Origin of the sequence: Oceanisphaera marina (assembly GCF_014643915.1) — a bacterium.
Lineage (GTDB): Bacteria > Pseudomonadota > Gammaproteobacteria > Enterobacterales > Aeromonadaceae > Oceanimonas > Oceanimonas marina.
The window spans coordinates 55,900-74,928 of record NZ_BMKE01000010.1 but is presented as its reverse complement, the minus strand read 5'-3'; the positions used below and the strand labels follow the sequence as shown (position 1 = coordinate 74,928).

Annotated in this window: 15 protein-coding genes; 6 read left to right on the top strand and 9 right to left on the bottom strand. The window is 57.3% G+C overall.

Annotated elements, in window-relative coordinates; genetic code table 11:
• Positions 1-82 precede the first annotated feature (82 nt).
• From kdsB to IEW52_RS07775, 5 genes are read right to left on the bottom strand one after another with little or no spacing between them, the layout of a single operon-like run.
• Complete coding sequence (gene kdsB / locus IEW52_RS07795; RefSeq protein ID WP_188629503.1) at positions 83-832, bottom strand: 3-deoxy-manno-octulosonate cytidylyltransferase; 750 nt, start codon at positions 830-832, stop codon at positions 83-85.
• Complete coding sequence (locus tag IEW52_RS07790; protein ID WP_188629502.1) at positions 829-1,017, bottom strand: Trm112 family protein; 189 nt, start codon at positions 1,015-1,017, stop codon at positions 829-831. Before IEW52_RS07790 ends, kdsB begins: the two co-directional genes overlap by 4 nt.
• Positions 1,007-1,990, bottom strand: a complete 984-nt coding sequence (lpxK, locus tag IEW52_RS07785) for a tetraacyldisaccharide 4'-kinase (RefSeq protein ID WP_188629501.1) — start codon at positions 1,988-1,990, stop codon at positions 1,007-1,009. Before lpxK ends, IEW52_RS07790 begins: the two co-directional genes overlap by 11 nt.
• A complete protein-coding gene (gene msbA, locus IEW52_RS07780) occupies positions 1,990-3,741 on the bottom strand; it encodes a lipid A ABC transporter ATP-binding protein/permease MsbA (RefSeq protein WP_188629500.1) in 1,752 nt (583 codons plus the stop codon). The genes lpxK and msbA overlap by 1 nt, the downstream gene beginning before the upstream one ends.
• A 27-nt stretch (positions 3,742-3,768) precedes the next feature.
• On the bottom strand, positions 3,769-5,913 hold the full coding sequence (locus IEW52_RS07775) for a DNA internalization-related competence protein ComEC/Rec2 (protein ID WP_373286221.1): 2,145 nt from the start codon (positions 5,911-5,913) through the stop codon (positions 3,769-3,771).
• A gap of 72 nt (positions 5,914-5,985) precedes the next feature.
• Between IEW52_RS07775 and IEW52_RS07770 the strand changes: the two genes are divergently transcribed.
• The gene (locus IEW52_RS07770; RefSeq protein ID WP_188629498.1) at positions 5,986-6,498 is read left to right on the top strand and encodes a DUF2062 domain-containing protein; all 513 of its coding nucleotides are present in this window, start codon (positions 5,986-5,988) and stop codon (positions 6,496-6,498) included.
• Between the two features lie 44 nt (positions 6,499-6,542).
• The gene (locus tag IEW52_RS07765; RefSeq protein WP_229667849.1) at positions 6,543-6,989 is read left to right on the top strand and encodes a DUF2062 domain-containing protein; all 447 of its coding nucleotides are present in this window, start codon (positions 6,543-6,545) and stop codon (positions 6,987-6,989) included.
• A gap of 422 nt (positions 6,990-7,411) precedes the next feature.
• Here the strand turns inward: IEW52_RS07765 and lolE are convergent, their stop codons facing one another.
• The 3 genes from lolE to IEW52_RS07750 are packed head-to-tail and all read right to left on the bottom strand — an operon-like array spanning position 7,412 to position 10,615.
• Positions 7,412-8,653 (bottom strand): lipoprotein-releasing ABC transporter permease subunit LolE, encoded by a 1,242-nt coding sequence (gene lolE, locus IEW52_RS07760; RefSeq protein WP_188629496.1) that lies wholly within the window; start codon positions 8,651-8,653, stop codon positions 7,412-7,414.
• Positions 8,653-9,411, bottom strand: a complete 759-nt coding sequence (lolD, locus tag IEW52_RS07755) for a lipoprotein-releasing ABC transporter ATP-binding protein LolD (protein WP_188629495.1) — start codon at positions 9,409-9,411, stop codon at positions 8,653-8,655. Before lolD ends, lolE begins: the two co-directional genes overlap by 1 nt.
• Complete coding sequence (locus IEW52_RS07750; protein ID WP_188629494.1) at positions 9,404-10,615, bottom strand: lipoprotein-releasing ABC transporter permease subunit; 1,212 nt, start codon at positions 10,613-10,615, stop codon at positions 9,404-9,406. The genes lolD and IEW52_RS07750 overlap by 8 nt, the downstream gene beginning before the upstream one ends.
• A gap of 68 nt (positions 10,616-10,683) precedes the next feature.
• Here IEW52_RS07750 and IEW52_RS07745 point away from each other — a divergent pair, with 68 nt between their 5' ends.
• The 4 genes from IEW52_RS07745 to IEW52_RS07730 all read left to right on the top strand — a co-directional run bounded on the left by IEW52_RS07745 (position 10,684) and on the right by IEW52_RS07730 (position 16,913).
• Positions 10,684-11,280, top strand: coding sequence for a PilZ domain-containing protein (locus IEW52_RS07745; RefSeq protein ID WP_229667848.1), 597 nt, complete (start codon positions 10,684-10,686; stop codon positions 11,278-11,280).
• The gene (gene mfd / locus IEW52_RS07740; protein WP_188629493.1) at positions 11,277-14,732 is read left to right on the top strand and encodes a transcription-repair coupling factor; all 3,456 of its coding nucleotides are present in this window, start codon (positions 11,277-11,279) and stop codon (positions 14,730-14,732) included. Before IEW52_RS07745 ends, mfd begins: the two co-directional genes overlap by 4 nt.
• 291 nt (positions 14,733-15,023) lie before the next feature.
• Complete coding sequence (locus tag IEW52_RS07735; RefSeq protein ID WP_188629492.1) at positions 15,024-16,538, top strand: FAD-dependent oxidoreductase; 1,515 nt, start codon at positions 15,024-15,026, stop codon at positions 16,536-16,538.
• A gap of 93 nt (positions 16,539-16,631) precedes the next feature.
• The gene (locus tag IEW52_RS07730; protein WP_188629491.1) at positions 16,632-16,913 is read left to right on the top strand and encodes a DUF503 domain-containing protein; all 282 of its coding nucleotides are present in this window, start codon (positions 16,632-16,634) and stop codon (positions 16,911-16,913) included.
• Between the two features lie 396 nt (positions 16,914-17,309).
• On the opposite strand, the gene yegD is transcribed toward IEW52_RS07730, so the two are convergent.
• Positions 17,310-18,683, bottom strand: a complete 1,374-nt coding sequence (gene yegD / locus IEW52_RS07725) for a molecular chaperone (RefSeq protein ID WP_188629490.1) — start codon at positions 18,681-18,683, stop codon at positions 17,310-17,312.
• Between the last annotated feature and the right edge of the window lie 346 nt (positions 18,684-19,029).

The window sequence follows — 19,029 nt, the reverse complement described above, 5'->3', positions numbered from 1 at the left end:
GCAGGGCCAATACACCCCGTTCATTTCTATTACTAAGCTGTTGATAACATTATATTACTTGAATTCTTGCCGCATCCTGTGGCTATCTGGGTGCCAGCTGCTGGCGCACCGCTTCCAGGTCGGCCGGGGTGTCCACACCCGGCAGCGGTACTTCACAGGCATCGGCCAGGGCAATCGATTCGCCGTGCCACAGCACTCTTAGCTGTTCCAGTTTTTCCAACTGCTCCAGCGGGCTGACCGGCAGTGCCAGATAATGGCGAATAAACCCTGCACGATAGGCATAAATGCCGATATGGCGCCGACAGTGGCTTAAATCCGGTGCAGCGGCCGCCGTGCCGTCCCGGTCGAAGGGCACAGCAGAACGGCTGAAATAAAGGGCCTGACCATGAGCATTACCGACCACCTTGACCACGTTGGGGTCCTGTAGCTGCTCGACATGCTCGAGGGGCGTGGCCAGGGTGGCCATGGGAGCTGTACTGTTGGCCAGCAAGGAAGCCACCTGATCCACCAGCGCCGGGGGCAGCAAGGGTTCGTCCCCCTGCACATTCACCACTATGTCGTCGGCTGCCAGCTCAAGGGACTCCACCACTTCGGCCAATCGCTCGGTGCCCGACTCGTGGTGGGACCCGGTCATGCACACCTCAACATTGCTAGAGGCCAGCGCATCACGAATACGGGTATCGTCGGTGGCCACCACCACCCGCAGCGCGGTACTTTTTTGTGCCTGCTCGGCCACCCACAAAATCATGGGTTTGCCGTGAATATCGGCCAACGGCTTGCCAGGCAGGCGGGTTGAACTGAAGCGGGCGGGAATAACAACCACGAAACTCATGCGGGTAGCTCGTCCAGGCTCAGCTTGCGGGCCCGGTTTTCCAGCAATACCGGAATATTTTCGGTAATCGGGTAGGCCAGTCTGTCGAAGCGGCACACCAATTCGTTATGAGCACGGTCCAGCTGCAGTTTTCCCTTGCAGACCGGACAGGCAATAATTTCCACCAGTTTAGCGTCAATCGCCATCGTGTAGCTCCTTGAGTCGAGTTATAAGCAAATGTTCAAACGCGTGCGGCAATTGCGCATCTACCGGCAAATACCAGGTGTCGGGGTGGCCACCAGGCCACTTGACGGCATCTTTTTCGGTGATCAGCAACGGGGCCGCGTGTAAATGGGCCAGCTGTTCGGGCATCACCGCCTTGTGATCCGCCAGTGCCAGACGCTGCTCCACCTTGAATCCTAATTGTTCCAGAGTGGCAAAAAATCGCGGCGGATGACCGATACCGGCCAGCGCATGCACCCGGGCACCGACGCCTGGCGTGCAACGGCTGGTACTGCACTCAGGCGTATCGGATACCGGCTGCAATATGCCCGGTTGCAGACGCATTATAAACTCACCCTGATGGGCGGGACCGCCATTATTAATAATGGCATCCACCTTGTTCAGCCGCCATTGGCCTTCGCGCAGTGGGCCCATGGGCAGCAGACAGCCGTTACCAAAACGCCGCTTGCCATCCACCACCACCAGCTCGATATCTCGCGCCAGCGCGTAATGCTGCAAACCATCATCACTGATAATAATGTCAACAGCACTCAAACTGGTCAGCAGGGCCGCCGCCTCTGCCCGTTTTGGCCCCACCACCACCGGGCAACCGGTGCGCCGGTAAATCAGTACCGGCTCGTCTCCGGCCTGCTCGGGGCGGGTATCGGCAGTTAATAACAGCGGATACTGCTCGCTGTTGCCGCCATAACCACGGCTGATCACCCCGGGGGTGTAGCCCTGTTCGCGTAGCCATTGCACCAGCCAGACCACCAGCGGCGTCTTGCCATTGCCGCCCACGGTCAGGTTACCCACCACAATGACCGGCACCGGAGCCTGATACTTGGCTTTAAGCCCAAAGCGAAACAGCGCGCGCCGCAGGCCGCTGACCAGGGCAAACACCGCACTTAACGGTGCCAGCAACCACAGCCATACAGCACCTTTATACCAGGCTTGCATCAGCTCTCGCCATATTGAATGCTTCTCAGCTGGGCGTACACGCCCTGCTGCTCAAGCAACTCCTGGTGCGAACCCCGCTCGACCACCTGGCCCTCGTCAATGACCAAAATTTCATCGGCGCTTTCTATGGTCGACAGCCGATGGGCAATCACCAGCGCGGTTCTGTTCTTGCGCAGTGCATCCAGCGCCGCCTGAATATGGCGCTCCGATTCGGTATCCAGCGCCGAAGTCGCCTCATCCAGAATGAGCAATGGTGCATCGCGCAACAAGGCTCTGGCAATGGCAATCCGCTGACGCTGGCCGCCCGACAGACTGGCACCATTTTCGCCAATCACGGTATCGTAGCCCTGTTCCAGCTTGTTGATAAACTCGTCGGCATAGGCCACCTTGGCCGCGGCGATCACCTGTTCGCGGCTGTATTCGCCTTCGGCGGCGTAGGCAATATTATTGGCAATGGAGTCATTAAACAGGTGTACCTGTTGCGATACCAGGGCAAACTGCCGGCGCAGATCACTCAAACGATATTCTCGAAGATCGACGCCATCAAGACGAATTTCGCCCTCATCAATGTCATAAAATCGAGTCAGTAAACTGGCAATGGTACTCTTGCCAGAGCCCGAGCGCCCGACCAAAGCAATGGTCTTGCCCGGTGACAGGGTAAAACTCACATTTTTTAATGCCGCCGTTTCCTTGGTGGGATAGGTGAAACTCACCCGATCAAACTCCAGATTGCCCTTGGCCCGTGTTAATGCTCGTGTGCCATGATCGCGCTCGCCATCGCTGTCCAGCAAGGCAAACAGGCTCTGGCTGGCGGCAATACCGCGTTGATAAGAGGCGTTTACCTGAGTCAGGCTCTTTAACGGGCGCATCAGCATCATCATGGAAGTGACAATTACGGTAAAAGTACCCGGCGTCAGCTGATCCTGAATATTGTCGAAGGTAGATACATACAGCAGAATGGCCAGCGCACTGGAGGCAATCACCTGCACCAGCGGCGTACCAATGGAGTCTGCAGCCACCATTTTCATGTTCTGCTGGCGCACCGCATTGCTCACCCGATGAAAACGTCCCGACTCTACCTTTTGGCCATTGAACATCAGCACTTCTTTATGGCCTTTAAGCATTTGCTCGGTATTGCTGGTGATATTGCCCATGGCATCCTGCATGCCCCGGCTCAAACGGCGAAAGCGGCGACTGATAATGGCGATCATCACCCCGACAACCGGACCCACCACAAAGAAAATCAGCGACAGCTGCCAGGAGTGATAAAACATCAGACCGAGCAAACCGATCACGGTGGCACCTTCTCGCACCAGGGTCACCAGGGTCGAACTGGCCGCAGAAGAGACTTGCGAGGCATCGTAGGTGACTTTCGACAATAAATTGCCGCTGTTATGACGATCAAAAAAGGCCACCGGCATGGTCATCAGCTTGCCGAACACTTCTTGTTGCAGCGCCATGACCACATGGTTGCCCACCCAGGCCATGCAAAAGCCGGATAAAAAGGTACAGACACCACGCAAGAAAACGATGCCCATCACAAACACCGGCATCCATTTTAACACCGCCGGATCCTGCCCGGTGAGGCCGTCATCGATCAGCGGCTTGATGGAATAAACGAAGGCAGTATCTACGGCCGCATAACCCGCCATACCGATAATCGCCGCCAGCAAACCGAGCTTGCGCTCCTTCACATAACCCAGTAACCGCTTGAGCACCGGCCAGGATGAAGTATGTGCATCTTGGGACATAAAGTCTCTACCTTGAAAAACGAGGCGCTATTCTAACGGCTTAGGGCCGTTCAACCAAGTATTGAGCTTGTGATACCAGGCACCGGGTCGTTTTCTCTGCACCAAACGCCAGCGAGAGCCATCAGCCACCAGGTGCACCATGCCCTGATCTCCGGTAATGATTTGCCCCACACCTTGCTGTTTAAAGCGTGCCATTACCTCGGATGACGGAAAGCCCCAGCGATTGCCAAAACCGGCGGTATGTACCACCCAGTCTGGATTAACCGTATCAATAAAGGCGGCAGTAGATGAGCTGTTGCTGCCATGATGAGGACTCAGCAGCAGCTTGGCCGCCAGTGGCTGACCGGTGGCCAGCAGTGCCTGTTCGGCTCTGGCTTCAATGTCGCCGGTTAATAATACCGACAGCCGGCCGTCGCTGATGTGCAGCACACAAGAGTCATTATTGCTGTGGCCGCTGATATTAACCGGCCACAGCACGGTGAGCGTCAGCTCGCCCCAGTGGCTTTGCTGCCCGGCGCGGCAATGCTGTCCATCTGACCAGGCGCCCCAGCGGTGGGCAATAGGCAAGGTGTGGGCCAGATAATCGCGATTGCCGCTGTGATCCTGATCGTCATGGCTGACCACCAGATACTCGAGCTTGTCGATGCCCAGGTTGCGCAACAGCGGCAAAATCACCCCATCGGCCATATTGAAGCCCGAGTTAAAGCGATTGCCGGTATCATACAGCAGCGCCTGCTTGTCCTGGGTCACCAGCACCGACAGCCCCTGCCCCACATCCAGCACTCGTACCTGCCAGCCGGACGGCGATAATAACAGCCAACACAAGATATACCCGGGCAACACCAGCAATCCCCGGGCCCTTGGCAACAACGCCAGCGGCAGTAACAAGATTACCAACCCCACCCCCTGGGCATGAGCCGATAGCCAGATCCAGGGCGATACACTGTCGTTCAGCCAGTGCAAACCGGCAATCAGGGGTTCAAACAGCGCGTTCAACAGGCTGAATACCCAGACAGACAACTCAGGTGCGGGCAGCAAGAGCAGCGATGCCAACAGCAACAGCGGGATCAGTAACAACGAAAACAGCGGGATCAACACCAGATTCACAGGCAAGGATAACCAGCTGACGCCTCCGAACAGCAGCATGACTAACGGTAGCAACAACACCGTCAGTCCCACCTGCAAGCGCCATAATCGACGCCCGCCCAGCCAGCCGGTCGTCACCAGGAGCGCCGCCACCGCCAGTATCGACAGCCAGAAACCGTAATCCAGCGCCAGCCAGGGATTTGCAGCCAGCAACAGCATCATGGTCATCAGCACAATACGCCGCCCGCTCCAGAATCGCCCCCAGCAGTACAGCCCCAACCAGAGTAACAGCATCAGCAAGGCGCGCTGGGTAGGCACCGAAAACCCTGCCAGCCAGGCATACCCCAGCGCCAGACTGGCAGCCAATGCAGTGGCAATCCAGCGGTTGCCACTCAGGCGCCCTGCCAACAATCCCAATCCGGCCACCAAACCAATATGCAGCCCGGAGATGGCAAACAAGTGACTAATCCCCAGCCCACGCAGCATGGCCCAGTCTCGAGATTCCAGCCCCGAGCGATCGCCTATGCTCAGGGCCAGTAGCCAGGGCTGAGCGGGAAGATCATCCGTCACCGCCTTGATGTGGCGAACCAGGCGGGTACGTTTAATGCCAGAATGAGCCTGTTGGGTAAGTGTTCCCGTGACGCTGCCGCGCGCGCTAATCCCCTGCCCCAGCAACCAGCGAGCACTGTCAAAGGTCCCGGGATTATGCAAGCCATGGGGCAGGCGCAGCCGGGTGATGGTTTGAAAATATTCGCCCACCCGGGGCGGTGTTTGTTCGCCGTACCAGGACAACAAAACCCGAGGCTGAGGGGAAAGTGCTTGACCATTCAGGGTTTTCAGCCTGACAATCAGCCTGCTTGCGGACTGGCCTTTGGGTTGAATCGTCTCTACGGTGCCGGCAACAAGTTGAGTACGTTCAAATAAAGTCGGGGTTTGCAGCCAATTCAGCTGCCAGTGACTGTAACATAGCGCCCACACGACACCGAGTAACAAGCACGCCGTGGCCGGCCTTCGTTGCCAGCTTAAACCGGCTACACATGCCAAGGGTATCCACCAATCCCAACCGGGGAGCCAGGGCCAGATCATGATGCTTGAAATGCCGAAGCAAAAAGAAAAAAGCGACTTATCCATCCGATAAGTATTGCGGACTTAGAGCAAATGCCAAAAAAGACGTTAAAACGCCTGATGCCAGACCCCGGCACCATCAAGAACAATAAATATCTTGGGTTGCTGGGCAGTCGGTTACACGACAATAATTTATGGTACCTCAACCGACACTCGGCTGCCGGGGCCTTTGCCGTGGGGCTGTTTTGCACCTGGATGCCCATTCCTTTTCAAATGGTGCTGGCCGCCCTGCTGGCCATGACCTTTCGCGTGAACTTGCCGCTGTCTGCCGTGTTGGTGTGGCTGAGCAATCCGCTGACCATGCCGCCCATGTTTTACTTTGCCTATCGGCTCGGCTCCTTCTTGCTGGACCGCCCCCACCACTACAAGCACTTTGAACTCAGTTTGTCCGGGCTGAGCAGCGCCATGAGCTCGGCGGCGCCGCCTTTCTTGTTGGGGTGTCTGGTGATGGCCATCGTGTGCTCAGCCACGGGCTTTATGGTGATCCACGGACTCTGGCGCTGGACGGTATCGCGGCGTTGGAAACGGCGACGGCGCATTCCGTAATGATACGACAATGGCTACGATCAAAAATGCCCAGCCAGGCTACCATGCGTGAGCACAGGCTGCTGCGCATGTTTGGCGAACGCTTGCTCGACCCGGACTACTGGAGCTATAACCGCCGCTCGGTGGCCATTGCCATGGCCGCCGGTGTATTTGCCGCCTGGCTACCCCTGCCCCTGCACTCTCTTGTTGCCATTGGTCTGGCCATTTTACTGCGCGGCTATCTGCCCCTGGCCATCGCCATGGTGTGGGTCAACAACCCGTTGACCATAGCCCCGATGTTTTATCTGGCCTACCAGCTGGGCATAAGACTGCTGGGTCTGCCGGCCCTGGAATTCAGCTACTCTCTGGAGCATGACATTGCCAGCATCATCTGGCCATTGCTGACCGGCGCTCTTTTGCTGGGCTTGGTGTCTTCTGTCTCGGCCTGGCTACTCACCCGCCTGTATTGGCGCTGCAAAATACACAGAGCCTGGAAGGCAAGAAGACGCTGATACCGTGAAGAGTAAAGAGTTAAGGGTGAAGCGAACAAGCTACCAAACAGCAGAACCTGTGGTCTTTTGCTGTCATCCTGACGAACATCAGGATGACAGTTTGTATTTTTGTAGGGTGCCGCTTTAGCTGGCACTCCCGTCTCAGCGGGACTTTATTAATACCATCCTGCTAACGCATGACCTGCAGCTTAAGCGCAGGACTACAGGGTGTGGTGCTTTGCTGTTGGCTGTCTGTCGTTCCCTTCACTCTTTACGCTTCACTCATCACAAGAGAGGGTTCGCGGGAATGACAAGAGAGATGTGCAGAAACCACCCACAGATAGCGGTGACATACGCCAGAAAGAGGGCAACCACAAAAAAACGCCGGATTTGCAGACCCGGCGTTTTTGTTTTTCTGACCGCTTACCGCTTAAAGCCGTGTTTCAAGCTTCTCCCAGCAACTGCCGTGGCAGCAGTTTGCCGGCGCGCCAGGCGGGGTACACGGTGGCCAGAAAGATCAGCACCAATGCCGAGCCGGTGACCAGCCATAAATCCGCCCAGTGAAACTCGGTGGGAATAAAGTCGATAAAATAGATATCCGGATTCAAGAAACGATGCCCGGTCATGCCCTCTATGGCCGCCACCAGATCCGATAACCGCGTCGCCAGCAACAGCCCCAGCACACCGCCAATCAAGATACCGGTAATACCGTTCAACATGCCCTGCACCACAAAGGCGCCACGAATTTGCCAGGGGCCGGCACCCATGGTTTTAAGAATGGCAATGTCGCCCTTCTTCTCGTTCACCGCCATCACCAGCGTAGAGACGATATTGAAACTGGCCACCGCCATCACCAGCAGCAACACCACTATCATCAGAGTACGCACCAGCTGAATGTCGTGATAAATATTACCCTGGCTTTCCATCCAGCTGCTCACATAAAACCCCACCGGCATGCCCATCGCCGCCTGCATGGTGAGCTGATCTGCCGCCAGCACCTCGGTCACCCGCAAATGAAAGCCCGAAATGGTGTCATTCATCTCTTTCAACTCCTGGGCATCCTGCAAATGGGTATAACCCAGTACGCTGTCGAGCTGGCCACCCAGGCTCAATATACCAATCAGGGTAAAGCGGTGACGCCTGGGCGAACCAAAGCCGTCACTGCCCGGGGATGGCAGCAATAACGACACGCTGTCGCCGACCGTTAGCCCCAGTTGGTCGGTAATGGCTTTGCCCAAAATCAGCCCGCGCTCGCCGGGACGCAACATCGCCAGACTGGCGCCATTTAAATAGGGCTTGAGCTCGGATACCCTGGCCTCGTCTTCGGGTACCACCCCTTGCAGCTGCACCGCCTTTAACTTGTCGCCACGGCTCAGCAGGCCTTCCAGCGGTACGACCGGCGACACGGCCACTATGCCGGGTGAACCTTCCAGCCGGTCCGCCATGGACTGCCACTGGTTTACCGGTCCCTTGGCAGCAGTCAGCTGGCCGTGGGGCAACACCGACAAGATGCGATTTTCCAGCTCCCGTTCAAAGCCGTTCATCGCCGACAGTCCCAGGATCAGCGCACTCACACCAATGGCGATGCCCGCAATCGAGGCCACCGAGATAAAGGAAATAAAGCGGTTGCGACGTTTGGCGCGGCTAAAGCGCCAGCCCCAGAACACACTCAAGGGTCGAAACATCAGGCTTGCTCCTGCACTGAACTCAGCGTGGCTGACGTACGCAGCTCGTCGTCGGTTACCCAGCGCCCGTCCATCAACTGGCCGTCGACCAGGCGTCCATCCACCAAGCGGCATTGTCTGTCGAGGCGCGCAGCCAGTGCAAGATCGTGGGTGACCACCACCAGGCCGGTGCCCAGCTCGCTTTGCAGCTCGGCCAGCAAGGCAAACACCTCGGCGGCGCTGTGAGCGTCCAGGTTACCGGTGGGCTCATCGGCCAGCACCAGTCGCGGCTTGTTCACCAGCGCCCGCGCAATAGCCACCCGCTGACGCTCACCGCCAGACAAGGCCGAGGGTCTGTGCTCCAGGCGATGGCCCAGCCCCACCCGCGTTAACAGCGCCTCGGCGGCGGCCCGCGCTTCGGCCACCGGACGACCGGCAATCAGCAAGGGCATGGCGGCGTTTTCCAGGGCGGTAAACTCACCCAACAGGTGATGAAACTGATACACAAATCCCATGTACCGGTTACGAAACCGCGCCTGGGCACGGTCGCGCATGCGGTGCAGATCTTCGCCTTCGATCAGCACCCGGCCACTGGTGGGCGCATCCAGGCTGCCCAGCAAGTGCAGCAAGGTACTCTTACCCGACCCCGAGCTGCCCACCACGGCCAGGCTCTCGCCAGCGGCCAGCTGCAGACTCACGCCATCCAGTATGGTGACCGGCTGCGCTCCGTCCAGATGAGTTTTAGTTAAATTTTCAACCGTTACTAACGGATTATTCATAACGCAAGGCCTCGGCAGGATGAACACGCGATGCCCGCCACGCCGGATACAGGCTGGCCAACACGCACAATAATAAAGTGGAAAACAACACGGTAATCAGTTGCATGGGTAACAGTAACACCGGCAGCTCGGCGCCCCCGGCGGCGCCATAAAAATTCAGGCCCAGCACATTAAGCACCACATCCAGGTTCAAGCTGAGCAAGACCCCCAGCACAAAGCCCAGTATGCTGCCCAGCACGCCACTGAAGCCGCCCTGAATCATGAAGATGGTCATGATGCGTCCCCGGCTCAGACCCAGAGTTTTCAGCATGGCGATTTCGGCTTCCTTATCGGTCACCACCATCACCATGGCCGACAGAATATTAAAGGCCGCCACCAGTACAATCAGCGCCAGCATAAAGCTCATCAGCCGTTTTTCCATGGCCACCGCCTGAAACAACTCGCCGCGAGTGTGTTGCCAGGTTTCGTAAACAAGCGGCTCGGGCAGCACCGGCAAGGCAGACAGCGCAAAGGGGTCATCCAGCCACAGCCGCAAGCCAGAAGCCTGGCCCGGGGCATAGCGCAACAGGCGCGCGGCATCGTCCAGGCGCGCAACAATCAGCTGTCGGTCTACATCTGTGCCGGTACTGAAGGTGCCCACCAGAGTAAACAATCGCTGGCTGGGCACCCGGCCCAAAGGCGTAAAACGACTGCCTTCGGTAACCGTCACCCGCACCTTGTCGCCGGGCTCGACGCCCAGGGAACGCGCCGCGCTCCAGCCCATGACTACGCCGTAGGGCAAATATTCAAAATACTCCCGGGTGCGAGCATCCAGGGTTTGCAGAATATGATCCTGGCTATTGGCCGGATCTATGCCATAGAGCTCGACGCCGGTAATATGCCCCGGCCCCTGCACCATGGCCTCGGCGCGAATAAAGGGCGCGCTGGCTATCACTGCGTCGCTGTTGGCAAACAAGCTCTGGTATTGCTCGGGATCGGCCAGTCGGCCCTGGGGCTCGGTGACCATGGCGTGGGGCAGCACGCCCAGCATGCGGTCTTTAAGCTGTTGTTCAAAGCCATTCATGACCGCCGACACCACAATCAGTGCCGCCACCCCCAGTAAAATACCAATGGTAGAAAAGCCGGATACAAAAGAAGCAAAGCTTCGCTGGCCCCGTGCGCCCGCATAGCGTAGGCCCAACATTAACGTCAGGGGTTGAAACATGGTCTAATCATCCGTTTTTTAAAGGGTTTTACCTCACCCGCAAGTTGCGGAATAATAAAGGTATGTGAATGGCGCAACAAGAGCAGCAAATAATGGCAGACCCTTATTTCAGCATCGACTATCGGGCGCAGGTTAACCTGATCCCCCTGGCGGATGGCGAAACCGTGCCCGACGCCGACACTTTGGAGGCCCAGATCCCGGCGCCATTCAAGCTTATCAGTGAAGTGACCCGCATCGATACCAATAATGCCCGCTTGCTGCGCAACCTGGACGAACATGCGGCGGAACTGGTCGAAATCATCAATTTGCAGTCACGCAAAATCGATCTGGTGCTCAGCTATGTACTGGCCGGCGAAGATGACCCCACCGAACGGCATCATACCCTGAGCCTGGGTGGTGGCGGTTTTACCTTTTTATCGCGACAGCCCCTGGCTGACGGATGTGCCATACGCTTCAAACTGTTTTTGCCAGAACTGTCGGTGGCGGTTTATGGTTATGGCGAGGTGCAGGCAGAATCCGAGCCCGAGCACTATCGTTGTCACTTTACTGCCCTGCGCGAACAAGACAGAGATGCCCTGATTCGTGCCAGCCTGCAACTCCAGGCCAAGCAACTTAAAGCCCGCGCCGAACGCCGCGCCCAACAAGACGGCCCCACAACATCATGATCCAGATAGCCAGCCCTACTCCCAGACCCAAGGCCAGCCTGGGCCAACTGATTGGCAGCAGCTTGAGCCTGGCCATTGCCGAACAAGTCAAACAGCAGCAACAACTGGTGTTGTTGATGGTGCCGGATACCCCCACCGCCCTGCGGCTGGAGCAGGAGGTTCGCCACCTCTTGCAACAAGACGCCAGCACAGAGCAGGCGCTGCCTGTGCAGCTGTTCCCCGACTGGGAAACTCTGCCCTACGATCAGTTTTCACCGCACCGGGATATCATCTCCCAGCGACTGGAAACCCTGTATGGCGTGCCGGCACTCAGCCGGGGCCTGCTGATTGTGCCCATCACAACCCTAATGCTGCGCACTCCGCCCAGAGACTGGCTGGAGCAAAACAGCCTGCTGCTGAAAACCGGTGACAAACTGGATATGCACGGCCTGCGCACTCGACTGGAACGCGCCGGCTATCGCGCGGTAGAACAGGTATTGGAGCACGGCGAATTTGCCGCCCGCGGCGCCCTGCTCGATCTGTATCCCATGGGGGCCGTTGAACCCTATCGCATCGACTTTTTTGACGATGAAATTGACACCCTGCGCCCCTTCGACCCCGATACCCAACGCTCGCGCGATACGGTGGCCGAGGTGCGCCTGTTGCCGGCGCGGGAGTTTCCGACCGACAGCCATGCCATAGAGCGTTTTCGTGGCCAGTATCGCGAGCGCTTTGCGCTGCGTAACGAGCCGGAGTCCTTGTATCACAGAGTAAGTCAAAGCCAGTTTCCGGCGGGTATCGAGCATTACTTTCCGCTGTTTTTCGAACACACCCAGACCCTGTTCGACTCGCTGCCAGAGAACTTGCTGGTACTCACCGTGGGCGAGCTGTCTGAGGCCGCCACTGTGTTCTGGCAAGATGTGCAAGAGCGCTATGAAGATCGTCGCCACGACACCCTGCGCCCACTGTTGCCGCCCGACGAACTGTATCTGCAGCCCGGTGCCGTGTTGCAGCAACTCAACCAGTGGCCGCAGCTGCACTTGAGCCCAACGCCGGTGCTGGAAAAAGGCGACCGGCTCAATGCGCCCATTCGTGCGCTGCCGGAGCTGGAAGTGGAGCATCAGAAAGCCGAACCACTCACCCGCTTGCTGGCGTTCTGTGACCAGTTCAAGGGCCGGGTGTTGTTCTCGGTGGAAACCGCCGGTCGGCGTGAGGCCCTGATTGAACTGTTTGCCGGCTCTGCCATCAAGCCCTGGCCCTATCACAGCGTGAATGAATTTCTGGCGGGTAGCGATAACATCGGCCTGCTGGTCGGTCCGCTGTCGCAAGGCTTTATTCTCGATGACCGCTTGGCCCTGATCTGCGAAGGCGACTTGCTGGGTGGGCGCGTTATTCAGCGCCGCCGTCGCGAAAAGTCCAAGAGCCTGAGCCCTGATACCCTGATCCGCAACCTGGCCGAGCTGTCGATGGGTCAGCCGGTGGTGCATCTGGATCACGGCGTGGGCCGCTACACCGGCCTGCAAACCCTGGATGCCGGCGGAATGAAGTCGGAATACCTGACCCTGGAATACGCCGGTGGCGACAAGCTGTATGTGCCGGTGACCGCCCTGCATCTGGTGGGCCGTTACAGCGGTGCCGATGCCCCTGCCCTGAACAAGCTCGGCAACGAAACCTGGGCCAAGGCCAAACGCAAGGCCGCCGAAAAAGTGCGCGACGTAGCCGCCGAACTGCTGGATGTGTATGCCCGCCGTGCCGCCCAGCCCGGTCAGGCCATGATCCACGACAAGGCCGCCTACCGGCAGTTTTCCGATGCCTTTCCGTTTGAAGAAACCGACGATCAGCTGAACGCCATCAATGCGGTGCTCACCGACATGACCCAGCCCAAGGCCATGGACAGACTGGTGTGTGGTGACGTGGGCTTTGGTAAAACCGAAGTGGCAATGCGCGCCGCCTTCGTGGCAGTGCACCATGGCAAACAGGTAGCGGTATTGGTGCCCACTACCCTGTTGGCCCAGCAGCATTACGACAACTTTAGAGACCGCTTCGCCAACTGGCCGGTACGCATAGACATGATCAGCCGTTTTAAAAGCGGCAAAGAGCAGGACAAGGTGCTGGAGGGGATCAGCGACGGCACCATAGATATTGTGATCGGGACTCATAAATTATTAAGCCAGGATATTCGCTTTAAAGACCTCGGCTTGTTGATTGTGGACGAAGAACACCGCTTTGGCGTGCGCCAGAAAGATCAGATCAAGGCGCTGCGCGCCGACGTGGACATTCTGACGCTCACCGCGACCCCCATTCCGCGCACCCTGAACATGGCCATGGGCGGCATGCGCGATCTGTCCATTATCGCCACCCCACCGGCCAAGCGACTGGCGGTAAAAACCTTCGTGCGCGAATCGGATCCCGCCACCATCCGCGAGGCCATTTTGCGGGAACTCAAGCGTGGCGGCCAAGTCTATTACCTGCACAACGAAGTGCAAACCATAGAACACACCGCAGAAACCCTGGCCACCCTGGTACCCGAGGCGCGCATTGGCATCGCCCACGGCCAGATGCGCGAGCGGGAGCTGGAACGGGTGATGAGTGATTTTTACCATCAGCGCTATAACGTGCTGCTGTGCTCCACCATCATAGAAACCGGTATCGATGTGCCCACCGCCAACACCATTATCATGGACAGAGCCGACAAGCTGGGCCTGGCGCAGTTGCACCAGCTGCGCGGCCGTGTGGGGCGTTCGCACCATCAGGCCTATGCCTATTTGATGACCCCCCACCCCAAGCGCATGACCACGGATGCCAAAAAACGGCTGGAGGCCATTTCGGCGCTGGAAGACTTGGGTGCCGGTTTTGCCCTGGCCACCCACGATCTGGAAATTCGCGGCGCCGGCGAGCTGCTGGGCGACGAGCAGAGTGGCCAGATCACCGCCATCGGCTTCAGCCTGTATATGGAAATGCTGGAGCAGGCAGTCAAAGCGCTACAATCGGGCAAGGAGCCGGCACTGGAACAACTGCTGCGCAGCCAAACCGACATCGAACTGCGCCTGCCCGCCCTGCTACCGGAGGATTATATTCCCGACGTCAACATGCGCCTGTCCATGTACAAACGCATCGCCACCGCAGAAGATGATGCTCAGCTTCGCGAACTGCAGGTAGAGCTGATTGACCGCTTTGGCCTCTTGCCCGAGCCCACCAAAAATCTGGTGGCGCTGGCGGGGCTCAAGCTCAAGGCCAACCCTCTGGGCATCGACAAAATCGACGCCAGTGCCACTGGCGGCAGCATTACCTTTGCCCAGGATGCCAACATAGACCCCATGTTCCTGGTCAGCCTCTTGCAAAGCCAGCCGCGCATCTACAAAATGGAAGGGCCAACCCGGCTGCGCTTTGCGATACCCAGCCACGATGCCGCCGCAAGACTCGCGCTGATCAACGATTTGCTCACCGAACTCGGCAAGCACCAGGTTACGTGATGGGTGAAGGGGAAAGAGTGGAGAGGACGACATAACACCAACCCCAAACCCATTTTTGCCACGGAATACACGGAAATACACGGACGTAAAGACAGGTAAAAGTGAAAGGGCTTCTTATGCATAAGGTCACCCCCTAAGAGCCCTTCGTATTTATCCCATCTTCATTTTTCCGTGGGTTCCGTGCTTCTTGTTACAAAGAATCGTGGCGAAAGAGCTTTTTATATTTAGGTGTTAGATTTAACCCTTCACTCTTTGCGCTTCACTCTTCACACACCGCATTCTTGAGAACTAATGAACACACACCTTTGCCATGCCAGCCCGCAACGCCCACTGACCGTTGGCATTTTGGGCGGCGGCGTTGCCGGGGCCACCACTGCGTTACGGCTGGCCGATTTAGGCATTAATACCCTGCTGATTGAAGCCGGCAATGGCTTGCTGAATGGTCCGCCCATTTGCCACCTGCACGCGGGCGGCAATCTGTATCGCGAAATCAGCGATCAGCAATGCCTGACGCTGTTGCGCCAGTCCATCGACTCGGTGCGCGCCTATCCGCACAGCATCAATCGTCGCCCTACCGTGATCGCCATCCCGACCTCGGATGCCGGGGATGCCAGCGCGCTGTTGCCGCGACTCAGGCAGGTCACCCAGGAGTATCAACGGCTGGTGGCGGAAGATGTGGCCAACAAGGTGTTGGGCGAGCCGGAAAATTATTATCGTTGCTACAGCCGCGAGCAGTTTGTGGATCTGGCCGAGCGCCCTCTGCCCGAAAAAGCAAACAGCCACGACGACTGGTTAATCCCCCTGGCCCATCATCTGGACCCGGACTTGCTGAAGTTTCCGCTGATTTTGGTGCAGGAATACGGCTGGAGCCTGTTTCGCATGGCGGCCACCGCCACCCTGGCATTGCAAGACTCACCCCATTGCCAGTTGCAACTGAACACCCGCGCCACCGAGCTTGAGCCCTTGCCCGATGGCTGGCTGATCCATACAGAGACCTGCTCTCAGCAAGAAACACAGTTGGTGCAACAGCAGGTGCAAGCGCACAAGGTCGACTTTCTGGTGAATGCCTGCGGTTTTCGCACCGGCCTGGTGGATGACATGGCTGGTTACCGTCGCCAACGGCTGGTGGAATACAAGGCCGCCTATGTGGCCCACTGGCACACCCGCGGTGAATGGCCGGAGGTGATTTTTCACGGACCACGCGGCACCCCCAGGGGCATGGCTCAGTTAACGCCCTATCCGAACGGGGTATTTCAGCTGCACGGCATGACAGACGGCATCACGCTGTTTAAAAACGGCCTGGTGGCCAGCGGCCCGCTCAGCGCCCAGCCGCAATTGCCCCAGCCATATCAAATCCAGCTGGAGCAAGGCTGGCAAAATACCGACATAGAAGCCCGCACCCGGGAGGCCATTAATCACATGGCCCGCCTGCTGCCCGACTTTGCTCGTGCCACCGTGGGTGGCAAGCCGCTGTTTGGCGCCCAGCAAATTCCGGGCAGTGATCCCTCGCTGCGTGCCGCCGATGTCTCCTTTGAAGGCCAGCATTATGCGCGGGTAGAAATCGTCAAGGCCAGCTCGGCACTGACCGCGGCGGATCGCATCGTGGCCCGACTGGCCGACCTGGGCTGGTTAAAAATCGACTGCCCACAGCAAGATGTTAAGCCTGATGGTGCGAAACAAGCACCGCGCTTATCACCGCAACTGGCCATTACCCGCCAGCAGAGTGCCGAGCAGGTAGAAGCCGTTGCCGTACAACTCGCCAATGAACGCGGCTACCCAGAAGCACTGGCACTGAATATGGGGTGAGAGTAAGAGGCTACTGGGTAACCTCTGCCGACACTCGCTTGCAGAACGGCCAAAGCATACTAGGCTGTTCTGCAGGCGAGCAAGGAGCACGATATGCATATCGCTATTCTGACCATCACTTTTTCTCTGCCGGGATGTGGTTCCCTCAAAGAAAAGCGCCAGCGCATCGGCGGCATGCACGAACGATTCGGGCGCACCCCGTCGGTGGCTGTCTGCGAGAGTGGTGAACACGACCGGCACGATGCCAGCGAATGGTCGTTTGTGGTAGTAGCCACCACCAAGCGCGAGGTTGAGTCTCAGTGCAGCCAGATTGAAGACAAGATACAGCGCACCGTAGAAGCACGCATGATCAAGGTCACCCGCGAGCTTCTCTAGGGGCCGTCGACCTTGATTAAGTCATAAAACGGACAGGAACCAGTATGAACAAGATACAGAAAAATAGAGATCACATCTGAAAGAGATCTTGATGGTAAGGGCTAAAACAAAGCTTTAAGCCGTCAGCTGTACGCTATTAGTTAAATATAAGCCCTCGCTCCTGTGACCTTTGTAGGCTGCCGCTTTAGCTGGCAGTCCCGCCTCAGCGGGATTTTAAAATATTTTTCGCAACGGAAGAACGCGGAACCCACAGAAAAATAGAGCTCAAGTCTGAAAAACAGTTAATGGGTAAGACCAAGCCCTTACCAATAAGGTGCCCTTGGCACTTTTCGCCCTCATCTCATCTTAATTTTTCCGTGCGTTCCGTGACCCTCTTAACAAAGAAGCGTTGCAGAATTATTTTGTTTTAAGCGGTCCATAAATGGTGTTAGCCCAACGGGTCAAGCCGGCGGTGACGCTGCCAAAGTGGTCACCGATCACGATCGGCGTATCTTGAAAATGCTGCTGCAAGAACTGATTCAGTACCGGTGACTTGGCGGTACCGCCGGTAACAAAGACCACGTCTGGCTGACAGCCTGCCTGAGCAATGGCATCCGTCATCAGCGCGGTGATGGCGCTCAGTTCACGGTGACAGGCCTTGGCAAAGCCGTCTCTGTTCAGGTTGACGGCCAGGCCCTTGTCGATATCGGACAGGTCGACCAACTGCTCGGTATGATCGGTCAAGGCAATCTTGCTTTGCTCGGCGGCGTTGACGACTCGATAACTGAGTTTGTTTTTCTGCACGGTTAACAGGCGGGTTAACAGCTCGGGCTGCTCTGCATCACGGATCAGCTGCTCTAACAGGCGCTTATTAGCCGCGCTGTAAAATTCGGTCTGATTATGAATGTTGTTGATGGACACCGCTTGCGCATAGCTGTTGGCGGGCACCGGCTTGCCGGTTTTCAGCAGGCTGTCCAGACCAAAGCTGGGCATGATGCCCTTTAGCGCGAAGGCAATATCAAAGTCATTGCCCCCCACCCGCTCACCGCTGTGGCTGAGTAAATGTGCGGTTCTATCGGTCAGGGCCGCTTGTTTGGGTCCCATCAGCAACATGGAGCAATCGGTAGTTCCGCCGCCAATGTCGACCACCAGCACGCGGGTCTCGGTGGTCAGGCTGGCTTCATATTCAAACCCGGCGGCCACCGGCTCAAACTGAAACTCCACCTCTTTAAAGCCCACCCGTCTGGCGGCATTGGTCAAGATGTTGATGGCCTGACGATTGCTTTCTTCCCCCCGTAACCCCTGAAAGTTGATGGGCCGGCCAATCACTGCCTGACTCACACTTCGCCCCAGTGCGGCTTCGGTCAGCGTTTTTACATTGCTCATCATGGCCGCCACTATGTCTTCAAACAGCTCTACTTGTTGTGGCAGCAGGCCGGTGGCCCCCAGAAAGGATTTGGGGGATTTAATGTAATAACCTTCGTCCGGCTCTTGCAGGTAATCGTTTAGCGCTTGCTGGCCAAACGACAGTTCGGTGGGGTAGCCGTCCAGTACCAGCTCGCGTAACGCGCCCTGCCCTTTTTGCAACTGACGCTGCCGCTGGCGCTGAAATGCCGGCTGCTCTGCCAGGGGCAGGTGTTTGTGTAGCCAGTTAACAATCACATCTCGACTCGGTGCATACAGGGTGGACGAGATGTAGCGACCATGCTCGCCCAAAGATAAAAGCTGCGGGCTGTTTTGTGCCATCACGCCAACCGCACAGTTCGATGTACCGTAGTCAAATCCGATCATGTTGAAATACCATCTTGAAATGTCATGTTGCAATAAAAAAGAAAATACCGGGAAAGCCGTCAACTCACGGCCGCTGAACCGTCGAAGATAACGATGCCGCGCACAGGGCTAAAAAATGAAGCGGCATTATAGCGGAAAACGGGGGGCTTTGATGGAGGAAAAGCGCAAAGGAAAGCCATGCCCGATGGCTGCGATAAATCATCGGACAATAGGTCTACTGCTCCAACTCGCTCAAGCACACTCCCTGTGGCACTCAAACTGTAGTGGCGCCATCTGAGCCTCATAAATGGGGTTAAGGCGTGTCGAATGAGTAGTGCCCTTTACCTGACTGTCATACCAATATCAA

What these genes read in the sequence shown, in the direction of transcription:
- kdsB (WP_188629503.1), bottom strand. Translation starts at nt 832, where the DNA reads ATGAGTTTCGTGGTTGTTATTCCCGCCCGCTTCAGTTCAACCCGCCTG.
- IEW52_RS07790 (WP_188629502.1), bottom strand. Translation starts at nt 1,017, where the DNA reads ATGGCGATTGACGCTAAACTGGTGGAAATTATTGCCTGTCCGGTCTGC.
- lpxK (WP_188629501.1), bottom strand. Translation starts at nt 1,990, where the DNA reads ATGCAAGCCTGGTATAAAGGTGCTGTATGGCTGTGGTTGCTGGCACCG.
- msbA (WP_188629500.1), bottom strand. Translation starts at nt 3,741, where the DNA reads ATGTCCCAAGATGCACATACTTCATCCTGGCCGGTGCTCAAGCGGTTA.
- IEW52_RS07775 (WP_373286221.1), bottom strand. Translation starts at nt 5,913, where the DNA reads ATGATCTGGCCCTGGCTCCCCGGTTGGGATTGGTGGATACCCTTGGCA.
- IEW52_RS07770 (WP_188629498.1), top strand. Translation starts at nt 5,986, where the DNA reads ATGCCAAAAAAGACGTTAAAACGCCTGATGCCAGACCCCGGCACCATC.
- IEW52_RS07765 (WP_229667849.1), top strand. Translation starts at nt 6,543, where the DNA reads ATGCGTGAGCACAGGCTGCTGCGCATGTTTGGCGAACGCTTGCTCGAC.
- lolE (WP_188629496.1), bottom strand. Translation starts at nt 8,653, where the DNA reads ATGTTTCGACCCTTGAGTGTGTTCTGGGGCTGGCGCTTTAGCCGCGCC.
- lolD (WP_188629495.1), bottom strand. Translation starts at nt 9,411, where the DNA reads ATGAATAATCCGTTAGTAACGGTTGAAAATTTAACTAAAACTCATCTG.
- IEW52_RS07750 (WP_188629494.1), bottom strand. Translation starts at nt 10,615, where the DNA reads ATGTTTCAACCCCTGACGTTAATGTTGGGCCTACGCTATGCGGGCGCA.
- IEW52_RS07745 (WP_229667848.1), top strand. Translation starts at nt 10,684, where the DNA reads ATGGCGCAACAAGAGCAGCAAATAATGGCAGACCCTTATTTCAGCATC.
- mfd (WP_188629493.1), top strand. Translation starts at nt 11,277, where the DNA reads ATGATCCAGATAGCCAGCCCTACTCCCAGACCCAAGGCCAGCCTGGGC.
- IEW52_RS07735 (WP_188629492.1), top strand. Translation starts at nt 15,024, where the DNA reads ATGAACACACACCTTTGCCATGCCAGCCCGCAACGCCCACTGACCGTT.
- IEW52_RS07730 (WP_188629491.1), top strand. Translation starts at nt 16,632, where the DNA reads ATGCATATCGCTATTCTGACCATCACTTTTTCTCTGCCGGGATGTGGT.
- yegD (WP_188629490.1), bottom strand. Translation starts at nt 18,683, where the DNA reads ATGATCGGATTTGACTACGGTACATCGAACTGTGCGGTTGGCGTGATG.